Consider the following 12,248-nt stretch of genomic DNA (forward strand, 5'->3'; position numbering starts at 1 on the left):
GCCGAGACGCTGCAGGGCCTGGTCACCCGGTTCCGCCTGCGCCAGGCCCGCACCACAGCCCCGATGGCCGCCCTCCGCCTCGTCGGACCGGAGGCCGGGCCCCCGCGCCCCCGGCAGCCCGAGGCCGAACCCGCCGTCCCGGCCCGGAAAAAGACCGCCGTCAACGACAACGCCCAATGGCAGGACTTCTGAGGATGGACGACGTGAAAAAGTCAGTACAACGGAAGGGGACAGGGCGATGCGCGTGATGATCGCGGATGCCAACGAACAGGGCCGCCGTCACCTCGCCGCGACCGTTGGCGCGATGCGCGGCGTGACGCTGGGCGCGTGCGCGGCGGATCTGAGCGAAACCTACCATGCCGCGGAAAGCCGTCCGCCGCAGGCTGTCGTTATCGCCGAAAGCCTTGCGCGCCTGCCGGAATTCGAGGTGATGCAGACCCTGTTCCGGGCCCTCAACATCCGCTGTGTCGTGGTCGCCGACACGCCGCTGAGCGGCGAGAGGCTGGTTTCGCGGGCCGGTACGCGGGGGATTCGCGTGACCCATATGGGCGCCTCGCAGGACGAGTTGCGGCAATGCCTGTTCGAGGTCCTGCTCGACCGCCCGGCGGCCGGCGTCGCACGCGACGTGCCGCCGGAGCAGATGAATTTCCAGCCCGGGCGGCTGATCCTGATCGGTGCCTCGACCGGCGGGGTCGACGCGCTGATCCGGGTGCTGTCGGGATTTCCGGCGAACTGTCCGCCCACGCTGATCGTCCAGCATACCAGCGGCACATTCAGTGCGGGTCTGGCGCGGCTGCTGGACCGCTCGACCGCAGCCCGGGTCGCAGAGGCGCAGGACCGCCAAGCGCTGGCTGCGGGCACGATCCTGCTTGCGCCGGGCAAGGACCACCATCTCGAGATCGCGCGGGGCGGCGGGTCGCATTGCCGCCTCCAAGAGGGGCCGCCGGTAAGTGGCCACCGTCCGTCTGTCGATGCGCTGTTCCAGTCTGCGGTCCCCGTCGCTGCGCGGGTGAGTGCCGCGATTCTGACGGGGATGGGCCGGGACGGGGCCGAGGGCATGCTGGCGCTTCATCGGGCCGGCGCCCACACGATCGGCCAGGATCAGGCCAGTGCGCTGGTCTATGGCATGCCACGTGCCGCGTTCGAGCTTGGGGGCGTTCGCGAACAGATGCCGATCGACCGGATCGGGGCAGCGCTGCTTGGCAGCTGCGTGCGGCGGAGCGCGGCATGAACATGTTTTCTTCGCCCCAGCGCCCGCCCCAGGACGATTGGCCGACCCGCCGGATCGAACCCGTGATCCAGGGTGAATTCCGGGTGTCGCGTGATCCCGAGATCGTGCTGTCCACGGTGCTCGGTTCCTGTGTCTCCGCCTGCATTTTCGATCCGCTCGCGCGGGTCGGCGGCATGAACCATTTCCTGTTGCCAGGCGACGAGGGGTCGAACAAGAGCGAGCTGAAATACGGCGCCATGGCCATGGAACTCCTGATCAACGAATTGCTCAAGAGCGGGGCGGTGCGCAGCCGGCTGCGGGTCAAGCTGTTCGGGGGCGCACGGGTCAGTGCGGCGTTCACCGATATCGGCGAGAAGAACGTGATCTTCGCGCGGTCCTACCTGCGGCGAGAGGGGTTCGAGGTCCTCAGCGAAAGCCTTGGGGGGCAACAGGCACGCCGACTGCATTTCCGTCCCGCGACGGGGGCGGCGCGCCTGGTGATGCTGCCGCCGACCGAGGCGCCGCCCGAACGCCGCGTGCCGCGACCGGTGTCCAAGCAGGATCCGGAGATCACCCTGTTCTGATCGCGCGCCGCAGCGGGATGCGGCCGGGCTGCGGGCGGAATTCGTCCCGGCATGCGCCTGAACGCGCGCGGTGCGGTCTATGCCGGTTCCTGCACCGCCATGGCAAGCCCCGCGGCAAAGGCGTCGCGGTTCAGCCGCTCGAACCTGGCGGGCGTCATCGCCAGCAAGGCGTCCAGCAGCGCCTCTGCCGGGCACGGTGCGGCCAGCGTGCAAAGCGCGCCGAGCGCGACGATGTTGGTCACCCTGGGGTTACCCAGCCCGCGCGCGGTTTCGGTGAACGGCAGGGCAATGGTACGGAAATCGCCCCGGGGCGGGTCGGGCACGCGCTCGGCATCGGCCAGCACGACCGCGCCCTGGTGCAGCAGATGGGTCGAGACGGTGGCCGCCGCCGCGTCAAGGATCAGCAGATAGTCGACCCGGCGGGCGAGCGGGAAAGCCGCCTCGCCGTCGCTGATGACCAGATCGGACCGGCTGAGTCCGCCGCGCGACACCGGTTCATAGGCGTTCGACTGCGCCACGTGGCGACCCTGCCGGGCCAGCGCCGCGGCGAGGATGCGCGCCGACAGCAGCAGGCCCTGCCCGCCGCTGCCCGAGAAGCGGATCTCCATATGCGCCATCACGCGTCCCCCTTTTCGCCGTGAAGTCCCGCCGCCATCGTCCGGTAGGCGGCGCCGTATTCCGGCCGGTCGTTGCGCGCGATGACCCCGGTGCGCAGGTGGTTCGGGCGGAACGGCACGTCGACCGTGTTGCGATAGGCGAAGGGACGCATTTCGCTTTTCTTGGCCAGCATCATCTCGGGCGAGGCGCCGAGATCGTTCTTGCGGCCATAGATTTCGGTGCAGTCCGATAGCACCTCGACGAAGGAAAAGCCGGGATGGGCCAGCGCCTGTTTCAGCAGGTCGCGCAGCGCCAGTACCTGCATCGTGACCTCGCGCCCGACAAAGCCCGCCCCCGCCGCGGTCGCCAGCGCGCAGGCGTCGAAGGTGGGCTCGCTGTTGCCCATCGGCGTGGTCGAGGTGTAGCGGCCGCCGGAGGTGGTGGGCGACACCTGCCCGCCGGTCATGCCGTAGATTTCATTGTTCAGCATGACGCAGGTGATGTCGAGGTTGCGCCGCGCCGCGTGGATCAGGTGGTTGCCGCCGATCGCCAGGCAGTCGCCGTCGCCGGTGATGACGACCACGGTCAGATCGGGGCGGGCGAGTTTCAGCCCGGTGGCAAAGGTCAGCGGCCGGCCATGGGTGGTGTGGAAGGTGTTGGCGTCGATATAGGCCGACAGCCTTCCCGAACAGCCGATGCCCGAGACCACGGCCAGCTTGTCCTTGTCGATGCCCTGTTCGTGCAGCGCCCAGACAAGGGCGCGCAGCGCGATCCCGTGCCCGCAGCCGGGGCACAGGAAATGCGGCATCTGATCCTGCCGGATCCAGTCGTTCACGTCGAAGGCGGTGGCGTCGGCGGTGTCCTTCATTTCAGCGCCTCCCGCGCGCGGTCCGCGATGTCGTCGGGGGTGATCGGCTGGCCGTCGATCCGGTTCAGCCGCAGGGCGGGGGCGCGGCCTGCCAGCACGCGCTCGACTTCCAGCACCAGCTGGCCCTGATTCATCTCGGGCACCAGCACCGCCTTTGCGCCCGATCGGGCGACGGTTTCGCGCAGCGCCTCTTCGGGGAAGGGCCACAGCGTGACAGGGCGGAACAGCCCGATCTTCAGCCCCTCGGCCCGCAGGTCGCGCACCGCCTGACGCGCGGCGCGGGCGGAGATGCCGATGGCCACGATCAGCAGATCGGAATCTTCGGCGTCCTGCACCTGCCAGCTTTCGATCCGCTCGCGGTGGTGCACCAGCTTGTCGGTGGTCCGTGTCACGGCAGCGGTTGCAACCTCGGGCACCTGCGTCGGGAAGCCGCCCGGCGCATGGGTCAGGCCGGTGCAATGGGCGCGGTAGCCGTCGCCGGGCCGCGGCATGGGCGGGATCAGATCGTCCGTCACCGCATAGGGCTGGAATCCCTCGCGCGGGCCGGTGGCGAAGCTGCGCCAGACCTCCGGCGCCTCGGGCACCGCGGCGAGGTCGACGGTCTCGGTCAGATGGCCGATTACCTCGTCCAGTAGCACCACGACCGGCACCCGCAGGGTTTCCGAGAGTTCGACCGCGCGGATGGTCTCGGAATAGGCCTCGGCGACCGAGGCCGGCGCCAGCACGATGATTGCGTGATCGCCATGGGTGCCCCAGCGCGCCTGCATGATGTCCCCCTGCGCGGGCCGCGTGGGCATCCCCGTCGACGGCCCCCCGCGCATCACGTTGACGATCACGCAGGGGATCTCGGCGCCGCAGGCATAGCCCAGATTTTCCTGTTTCAGCGAGAAACCGGGGCCCGAGGTCGCGGTCATCGCCTTGACGCCGCCCATCGAGGCGCCGATCACCGCGCCCATGGACGCGATCTCGTCCTCCATCTGGATGAAGGTGCCGCCGACCCTGGGCAACTCGCGCGCCATCACCTCGGCCACTTCCGAGGACGGCGTGATCGGGTAGCCCGCGAAAAAGCGGCAGCCGGCGCGGATCGCGCCCAGCGCGCAGGCCTCGTTGCCTTCGAGATTGCGGAGCGTGGCGGTCATTCTGCGGCCTCCGTGACGGGAATGTTGGTGACCCGGATGGCCTGGTCGGGGCAGAGCCAGGCGCAAAGCTGGCAGCCGGTGCACAGATCGGGCAGCGCCAGTTCGGCCTTGAGCAGGTCGTTCAGCCGCAAACAGCGTTCGGGGCACATTTTCACGCAGATGTCGCAGCCCTTGCACCATTCCTCGGTGATTTCGAGGATGGTGTCGACCTGCGGGTGGTGCATCTCGGAATGGGCCTTGTGCAGGCCGCTGGCGGTCACGTCTATGCGTTTCTCGCCGCCCATCGCCCAGGCGCGGCCCTCGGCAAAGGCGGCGCGGTTGGCCTCGACCGATTTCGCGGGGACGGTCGCGGCGATGATCTCGACCCAGGCCTCTTCGGGGAAGTCGAGCACGGTCGACAATGCCCCCAAGAGCACCGTGTTCGAGGCCCGCGCGTTGCCCAGGTTGGCGGCCATGCCGGTCGCGTCCATCACATAGCCCGCATGGACCTGCTCGATGATCTCCTCGGGCGTCTGGGGGGCATAGGCGGGCTCCGCCCCCCGCTTGCGGTTGCGGCAGGCAAACGGCGGCACGATCTTCTGGCAATCCGCGATGAAGGTGCCGGTATCGGGTTTCAGGTGCTTGAGCCAGCGCAGGCCCTCGGCCCATTCCAGCGCCACCAGGATATCCACCTCGCCCTCGGGGATGGTCGGCGACCAGACCTTGGGGCCAAAGCGGACATGGCTGAACACGCCGCCGCCGCGCTTGGCCATGCCGTGGACCTCGGACTGTTTCACGTCATGTCCGTCGGCCTGGCAAAGCTGCGCCAGCACCTTGGAGACCATGATGACGCCCTGACCGCCGACGCCGACGATCAGCACGTTCATCGTGCGGTTCGATTTGTCGCCCATGTCGTGCCCCTACTGGATCGGCCGGATGCTGTGCGTGGTGCACAGTTGCGCGCAGAGGCTGCATCCGATGCAGGCCTCGGGGTCGATCCGGACCTTGTGGCGCCCCTCGTGCCAGCCCTCGGACCAGGTGATCGCCGGGCAGCCCAGATTCATGCAGGCCTGGCAGGCGATGCAGCTTTCCTGCTCCACCTCCATCGCCGGGCCCTTGATCCGCACCGGGTCCAGCACGCAGGGCCGGTCGGAAATCACGACCGACACGCCCTTGTGCGCCATCGCCTCGCGCAGCGTGCGCTGCATGCTGGCGGTGTCGTAGCTGTCGACCTTCTGCACCCATTTGACGCCGAGCGATTTCACCAGTTCCATGAAATCGATCCGGGGGGCGGGATCGCCCCGCAGCGTCTTGCCGGTGCCGGGATGGTCCTGTCCGCCGGTCATCGCGGTGATGTGGTTGTCGAGCAGGAAGACGGTGATGTCGGCGCCGTTATAGACCGCGTCGATCAGTGGCGGGATCCCGGAATGAAGGAAGGTGGAATCGCCGATCGTGGCGACGATCGGTTTCGTTTCGGTCCCCGCCTTGGCCATGCCCACCGCGTTGGCGATGGACGACCCCATCGAGACGCAGGTATCGATGGACTTCAGCGGTTCCACCACCGCCAGCGTGTAGCAGCCGATATCGCCCGCCACCCGCGCATCCAGCGCCCTGAGCGCCATGTAGCAGGCCGCGTGCGGGCAGCCCGCGCACAGCACCGGCGGGCGGATCATCGGCGCGAACTCGAACGGCGCGGCGTTCACGCGCGGCGTCATCAACCCCGCGCGCGCCAGCCCGTCATGCACCACCTCGGGCGAGAACTCGCCCGCGCGCGGGAAGAACGCCTTGCCCTCGCAGGGGATGCCCATGGCCTTGAGCGCATCCTCGATCAGGGGCTCCAGCTCCTCGACGACGATCACGCGGTCCACCGAGGCCGCGAAGTCGTGCAGCAGACGGTCGGGCAGGGGCCAGGTCACGCCCAGTTTCAGCACCGTGGCGTCGGGCATGACCTCCTTCACATAGGTATAGGGGATGCCAGAAGTGATGATGCCGACGCGGGTGTCGCCCGGCTCGACCCGGTTCAGCGGGGTGTCGTTCAGCCAATCCTTCAGCCGCCGCTCGCGTTCCAGCACCACCCCGTGCTGCATCCGGGCATGGGCCGGGATCATCACGTTCTTTTTCGGGTTCTCGTTGAAGTGCCGCTCCGCGGGTTCCTCGCGGCTGCCCATCACCACCGTGCTGCGGGTATGCGACAGCCGCGTGGTCGAGCGCACGAACACGGGCGTGTCGAACCGTTCGGAGATGTCGAAGGCAAGGCGGGTGAGCTCCAGCGCCTCCTGCCCGTCGCTGGGTTCCAGCACCGGCACCTGGGCAAAGCGGGCATAGATCCGGCTGTCCTGTTCGTTCTGCGAGGAATGGATGCCGGGATCGTCGCAGATCGCGATCACCAGCCCGCCATTGACCCCGATATAGGAGAACGACATCAGCGCGTCGGCGGCCACGTTCAGCCCCACATGCTTCATCGCCGTGAAGGCGCGCACCCCGGCGAAGCTGGCGCCGATGGCGACATCCATCGCGGTCTTTTCGTTGGTGGACCACTGAGCGTGGATGTCGGACGCGGGGTAGGTCGCGATGTTTTCCAGGATCTCGGTCGACGGTGTGCCGGGATAGGCGGCTGCGACCTTTGCGCCGGCCTCCCACACCCCGCGGGCGATGGCCTCGTTGCCGGTCAACGGACGCGCGGCGCCCGCGAGGATGGGGTCGGCGGCGGTCTGCCGCAAGGCTTCGGTCATGGCTTTGTGTCCTGGGTCGCGCGTGCTGCCTAAGAAAGTTACGACGGTTCTAGTGATCGGGCAATTTTATAACACGGCGCGGATTGCCGCATCCTGTCAGTTCCCCATCTGGTTCGGCAGCACCAGCACCAGCCAGGGCACCGCCACGATCAGCGCCAGACGGAAGATGTCGGCCACCCAGAAGGGCGTCACGCCGCGAAAGATGGTGCCGGTCGACACGTCCCCGACCACCCCGCGCAGCACGAAGACGTTCAGGCCCACCGGCGGCGTGATCAGGCTGATCTCGGTCACCACCACGACGACGATGCCGAACCACACCGGGTCGTAGCCGAGCGACACCACCAGCGGAAAGAAGATCGGCACCGTCAACAGCAGCATAGACAGGCTTTCGAACACGCAGCCGAGCAACAGGTAGATCACGAGGATCATCAGCATGACCGTGGCGGGCGCGAGGCCAAAGCCGGTCACGACGCCCAGCAGCGCCTCGGGCAAACCGGCGAGGTTGACGAAGTTCGAGAATATCTGCGCCCCGATCAGCACCGCGAACAGGCTGGTCGCGGTCATGGCCGATTCCTTCAGCACCTCGAAGGTCGAGCGGATCGTCAGCCCGCCGCGCGCCAGCGCGATCAGGAAGGCACCCATCGCCCCCATGCCCGCGGCCTCGGTCGGCGAGAAGGTCAGGTTCAGGGGCGCCACGTCGAACAGCCCGTAGAGCCCCCCGATCACCAGCACGAACAACAGCAGCACCGCCCAGATGGACCTGAGCGCCCGCAGCCGCTCTGCCCACGGTGCGCGGGGGCCGGCGGGCCCTGCCTCGGGGCGGCGGAACACCACCCAGCGCACGGCGAATAGGTAGAACAGGATGCCGAGCGCGCCGGGAAGGATGCCCGCGATGAACAGCTTGCCGATCGAGGTCTCGGTCAGGAGCCCGTAGATCACCAGGATCACCGAGGGCGGGATCAGGATGCCCAGCGTTCCCCCCGCCGCGATCGAGGCGGTCGACAGGCTGTCGGCATAGCCATAGCGGCGCATCTCGGGCATGGCGACCTTGGACATGGTCGCGGCGGTGGCCAGCGACGAGCCGCAGATCGCCGAGAACCCGCCGCAGGCCGCCACGGTCGCCATCGCCAGCCCGCCGCGGAAATGGCCGAGAAAGACATGCGACACAGCGTAAAGTTCGCGCGCCAGCCCGCCCTTGTTCACGAACAGGCCCATCAGGATGAACAGCGGGATGACGGACAGCCCGTAATCCTGCGCGGTGTCGGTGATCTGGCGGCCCACCATCGACAGCGCCGCGTTCAGTCCGCGTTCGTCGAAGATCGACCCGCCGCGCGCATGGGCATAGCCGAAGGTGCCGACCAGCCCCATTGCAAAGACGATGGGCATCCGCATCAGCACCAGCACAAGAACCAGTGCGAATCCGACCAGTGCCGCGGTCATGGCGCCACGTCCTCGTCCAGGTGGTGGGGCGCGAACAGCGCGATCAGCCCCAGCGCCACCAGCACGGCTGCGGTCACCGCCGCCGAGACGGCGATGAAACCCGTGATCCAGAACACCGGGATGCGCAGGTATTCGGTGACGTCGCCATACTCCCTCGCGCGTCCGGCCAGCATCCAGACCCGCGCCGCCGGCCAGACCAGCATCACCCCGCAGGCGATGTTGATCGCCCCCTCGCGGACGCGGTGCAGGTGCAGCCGGTCGAACAGCCCGTCGAACAGGTCGACCGCGATATGCCCGCCCCGCGCCGAGATCACCGGCAGGCACGAGAACACCATAACCGCCATGAGCATGCGGGTCAGTTCCGTGGCCGCCTGGATCGGCGCGTTGAAGGCCGAGCGCAGGATCACGTCGGCAAAGGTCATGCCCATCAGCGCGAACAGCGCCAGGCAGGCGGTCAGCACCGGCACCCTGCTGGCCCCCCGTGCGACCCGGATCAGCGTTTCCATGTTCCGTCGCCCCTCCCCAGGGCGGCGGCACCGGGCCGGCAGGTGCCGGCCCGGCCCCGTGTCAAAGGCTCAGTTTGCGGCCATCTCGGCCTTGATCATGTCATAGGCGGCCTGCGCGTCGACGCCGGTGGCGGCCACCTCGGCGATCACCTTGTCGCGCACGGTCGCGGCCACCTGTTCGAACGTCGCCGCGTCCTGGGGCGTGGCGTCGATGATCGCGTTGCCCGGCGTGGCCAGCGTCGCGGCGATGGCCTCGGCGTCGCCTTCCTCCCAGATCGCGCCGATGGCACGGCTGATCGGCTCGCCGAACACCTTTTCCTCCAGCGCCGTCCGGATGTCCTCGGGCAGGCTGGCGAAGGTGTCCTCGTTCATGATGAAGGCGAAGGAGCCGCGGTAAAGCCCGCCGGGCAGCATGTACATGTTCTGCGCCACCTCGGTCAGCTTGAAGCCCACGCGCGAGTCGATCGGCATCACCACGCCGTCGGCAGCCTTGGACGCCAGCGTTTCATAGACCTTGGGCGCGGGCACCTGGATGCCCACCATGCCCAGCGCCGCGCCCACGTCGGCCGCCACGCCCCCGGGGATACGCACCTTCATGCCGGCCGCCTGCGCAAGCTCGGTCACCGGCTCGGCCGACATCAGTTGGGCGCCGCCATGGGCGTGCATCGCGACGACCTTGACGCCGCGGTGTTCGTCGGCCTGTTTCAGGTAGGTGTCATAGGCCCGCCAATAAGCGACCGAGGCGGCTTCGGACGTGCCGACATAGCCCGGCAGCTCGATCAGCTTGGTGGTGACGAACCGGCCCGGCTGGTAGCCGTGGAAGATGATCGACACATCCGCCGCGCCGTCCATGATCAGGTCCATCTGCGCGGGCGCATCGGCCAGACCGAGCTTGAGTTCGGTCGTCACCCTGCCGCCGGTGGCCTCTTCCACCATCTCGGTGAACTTGGGCCACATCCTGGCGTTGATGTTGTGGGTGGGCGGCGCCCAGCTAGAAATCACCAGCGTGTAGTCTGCCGCAAGCGCTGCGCCCGAGGCCAGCGCCAGCGCCGCGCCCGCCAGAAGCGCGCCCAGTTTCGTCCGTATCGCCATGGTCTCCTCCCAGGTTGCGATGGCGGATGGCCGGTCAGGATCAGGGGCGCCCGGCAGCCCGCCGGATGGCGGCGTTCGGTTGCGTCACTTGGCCCTCCCGCCCGTCATTGACCCACCTTTGGGGCTGTGCATCATGCCGCAAGAAATGATCGCAAAGGCATTGGCCCATGACCGGCAATTTTCTTGCGCCCGGATACAAGGCCCGCGGCGGACATGGCGCCAAACCTGACCGCCCGGCCGCGATGCGCCTATGTGTCCGAGCGCCGCAGGACGCGCCATGACGCCGCGGGACCGGGCCGAGCGGTGCGCCGCCGCGATGACCGCGGCCGCCGACGCCGTGCGCTGGCTGGGGATCGACCTGGTCGAGGTGGACGAGGGCCGCGCCGTGATGCGGATGCAGGTCGCGCCCCACCACGCCAACGGGCACCGCATCTGCCACGGGGGCATCACCTTCGCGCTGGCCGACACCGCCTTCGCCTATGCCTGCAACAGCCGAAACGTCTCGACGGTCGCGCAGCACAACCTGATCAGCTTCGTCGCCCCCGCGCAGGTGGGCGACATCCTGACCGCCACCGCGGCCGAGGTCTCGCTGACCGGAAAAAGCGGCATCTACGACGTCCGGGTGACCGACCAGAACGGCAAGCTGATCGCCGAGATGCGGGGCATGTCGCGGGCGGTCAGCGGCCGGTGGATCGAGGAATGAACCGGCCGGGGAAAACGACCCCGCCGAGGAGGAGGACGGAATGAAGGATCTGAACATGGATCGTGGCGCACTCGACCCGATCGAGGTGGCCAGCCGCGACGAGATCGCCGCGCTGCAACTGGAGCGGTTGAAATGGTCGCTGCGCCACGCCTATGACAACGTGCCGATGTACCGCGCGCGGTTCGACGCGCGGGGCGTGCATCCCGACGACCTGAGGACGCTGGCCGATCTCGGGAAATTCCCCTTCACCGTCAAGAACGACCTGCGCGACAACTATCCCTTCGGCCTGTTCGCCGTGCCCCGCGACAGGATCGTGCGGCTGCACGCCTCGTCGGGCACGACCGGCAAGCCGACCGTGGTGGGCTACACGGCGAACGATATCTCGACCTGGGCCGACCTGATGGCGCGGTCGCTGCGCGCGGGGGGCGTGCGGCCCGGGGACGTGGTGCACGTGGCCTATGGCTATGGCCTGTTCACCGGGGGGCTGGGCGCGCATTACGGGGCGGAACGGCTGGGGGCGACGGTGGTACCCGTGTCGGGCGGCATGACCGAACGGCAGGTGACGCTGATCGAGGATTTCGGCGCCACCGCGATCATGGTCACGCCGTCCTACATGCTGAACATCCTGGAAGAATACCACCGCCGCGGCCTGGACCCGCGGCAAAGCCCCTTGCAGACCGGGCTGTTCGGGGCGGAACCCTGGACCAACGCCATGCGCCTTGAGATCGAGGCGGCGTTCGACATGCATGCGCTCGACCTTTACGGGCTGTCGGAAATCATGGGGCCGGGCGTCGCCAGCGAATGTGTCGAAAGCAAGGATGGCCTGCACCTGTGGGAGGACCATTTCTACCCCGAGATCATCGACCCCGAGACCGGCGCGGTGCTGCCCGACGGCGAGGTGGGCGAGCTGGTGTTCACCACGCTGACCAAGGAAGGCCTGCCGATGATCCGCTACCGCACCCGCGACCTGACGCGGCTGATGCCCGGCACGGCGCGGTCGATGCGGCGGATGGCCAAGATCACCGGCCGGTCGGACGACATGATCATCCTGCGCGGCGTCAACCTGTTCCCGTCGCAGATCGAGGAACTGGTGGTGGCGACGGGGGGGCTCACCAACCACTACCAGATCGAGCTTTACCGCGCGGGCCACATGGACGCGATGCGCATCCATGTCGAATGTTGCCCCGACAGTACCGACGAGCTGTCGCGCGCCGCGGCCGCGCGGATGCTGCACAAGCGGATCAAGGACGTGATCGGCGTCTCGACCGAGATCGACGTCAAGGGCCCGGGCGAGGTCGCGCGGTCCCAGGGCAAGGCGCAGCGGATCGTCGATAACCGGCCCGCGGGGTGAGGGCGCGGGGGCATGGGCGGATTCATGCCGCAGCGGCCGTTCACCCG

General features: G+C 68.2%; 13 protein-coding genes. 5 read left to right on the plus strand and 8 right to left on the minus strand.

Annotation, left to right across the window (positions count from 1 at the left end; translation table 11 throughout):
* The 3 genes from EV655_RS18595 to EV655_RS05765 form a co-directional block, all read left to right on the plus strand.
* The coding region (locus EV655_RS18595) for a hypothetical protein (protein ID WP_165905284.1) at positions 1–192 on the plus strand (192 nt) is incomplete at its 5' end.
* Between the two features lie 46 nt (positions 193–238).
* Positions 239–1,231 carry a CheB methylesterase domain-containing protein gene (locus EV655_RS05760; RefSeq protein WP_132542779.1) on the plus strand — a complete coding sequence of 331 codons (993 nt, stop codon included), beginning with the start codon at positions 239–241 and terminating at the stop codon, positions 1,229–1,231.
* The gene (locus EV655_RS05765) at positions 1,228–1,794 is read left to right on the plus strand and encodes a chemotaxis protein CheD (RefSeq protein WP_243645001.1); all 567 of its coding nucleotides are present in this window, start codon (positions 1,228–1,230) and stop codon (positions 1,792–1,794) included. The genes EV655_RS05760 and EV655_RS05765 overlap by 4 nt, the downstream gene beginning before the upstream one ends.
* Positions 1,795–1,871: 77 nt before the next feature.
* Here the strand turns inward: EV655_RS05765 and EV655_RS05770 are convergent, their stop codons facing one another.
* The 8 genes from EV655_RS05770 to EV655_RS05805 all read right to left on the minus strand — a co-directional run bounded on the left by EV655_RS05770 (position 1,872) and on the right by EV655_RS05805 (position 10,147).
* Positions 1,872–2,411: a 2-oxoacid:acceptor oxidoreductase family protein gene (locus tag EV655_RS05770; protein WP_132542781.1), complete on the minus strand. Its 540-nt coding sequence runs from the start codon at positions 2,409–2,411 to the stop codon at positions 1,872–1,874.
* On the minus strand, positions 2,411–3,259 hold the full coding sequence (locus EV655_RS05775) for a 2-oxoacid:ferredoxin oxidoreductase subunit beta (RefSeq protein ID WP_132542783.1): 849 nt from the start codon (positions 3,257–3,259) through the stop codon (positions 2,411–2,413). The genes EV655_RS05770 and EV655_RS05775 overlap by 1 nt, the downstream gene beginning before the upstream one ends.
* The gene (locus tag EV655_RS05780; protein ID WP_132542785.1) at positions 3,256–4,398 is read right to left on the minus strand and encodes a 2-oxoacid:acceptor oxidoreductase subunit alpha; all 1,143 of its coding nucleotides are present in this window, start codon (positions 4,396–4,398) and stop codon (positions 3,256–3,258) included. Before EV655_RS05780 ends, EV655_RS05775 begins: the two co-directional genes overlap by 4 nt.
* On the minus strand, positions 4,395–5,288 hold the full coding sequence (locus EV655_RS05785; RefSeq protein ID WP_132542787.1) for a 2-oxoacid:acceptor oxidoreductase family protein: 894 nt from the start codon (positions 5,286–5,288) through the stop codon (positions 4,395–4,397). The genes EV655_RS05780 and EV655_RS05785 overlap by 4 nt, the downstream gene beginning before the upstream one ends.
* 9 nt (positions 5,289–5,297) lie before the next feature.
* Positions 5,298–7,109, minus strand: coding sequence for an indolepyruvate ferredoxin oxidoreductase subunit alpha (iorA, locus tag EV655_RS05790; RefSeq protein WP_132542789.1), 1,812 nt, complete (start codon positions 7,107–7,109; stop codon positions 5,298–5,300).
* A gap of 96 nt (positions 7,110–7,205) precedes the next feature.
* Positions 7,206–8,549 carry a TRAP transporter large permease gene (locus tag EV655_RS05795; RefSeq protein ID WP_132542791.1) on the minus strand — a complete coding sequence of 448 codons (1,344 nt, stop codon included), beginning with the start codon at positions 8,547–8,549 and terminating at the stop codon, positions 7,206–7,208.
* Positions 8,546–9,055: a TRAP transporter small permease gene (locus EV655_RS05800; RefSeq protein ID WP_132542793.1), complete on the minus strand. Its 510-nt coding sequence runs from the start codon at positions 9,053–9,055 to the stop codon at positions 8,546–8,548. The genes EV655_RS05795 and EV655_RS05800 overlap by 4 nt, the downstream gene beginning before the upstream one ends.
* Positions 9,056–9,124: 69 nt before the next feature.
* The gene (locus tag EV655_RS05805) at positions 9,125–10,147 is read right to left on the minus strand and encodes a TRAP transporter substrate-binding protein (RefSeq protein ID WP_132542795.1); all 1,023 of its coding nucleotides are present in this window, start codon (positions 10,145–10,147) and stop codon (positions 9,125–9,127) included.
* A gap of 277 nt (positions 10,148–10,424) precedes the next feature.
* Here EV655_RS05805 and paaI point away from each other — a divergent pair, with 277 nt between their 5' ends.
* Together paaI and paaK are read left to right on the plus strand one after the other, a co-directional pair.
* Positions 10,425–10,850 (plus strand): hydroxyphenylacetyl-CoA thioesterase PaaI, encoded by a 426-nt coding sequence (gene paaI, locus EV655_RS05810; protein ID WP_132542797.1) that lies wholly within the window; start codon positions 10,425–10,427, stop codon positions 10,848–10,850.
* Positions 10,851–10,890: 40 nt separating this feature from the next.
* Positions 10,891–12,201, plus strand: a complete 1,311-nt coding sequence (paaK, locus tag EV655_RS05815) for a phenylacetate--CoA ligase PaaK (protein WP_132542799.1) — start codon at positions 10,891–10,893, stop codon at positions 12,199–12,201.
* The last annotated feature ends 47 nt before the right edge of the window (positions 12,202–12,248 follow it).

It is taken from the genome of Rhodovulum euryhalinum, assembly GCF_004342445.1.
GTDB lineage: Bacteria > Pseudomonadota > Alphaproteobacteria > Rhodobacterales > Rhodobacteraceae > Rhodovulum > Rhodovulum euryhalinum.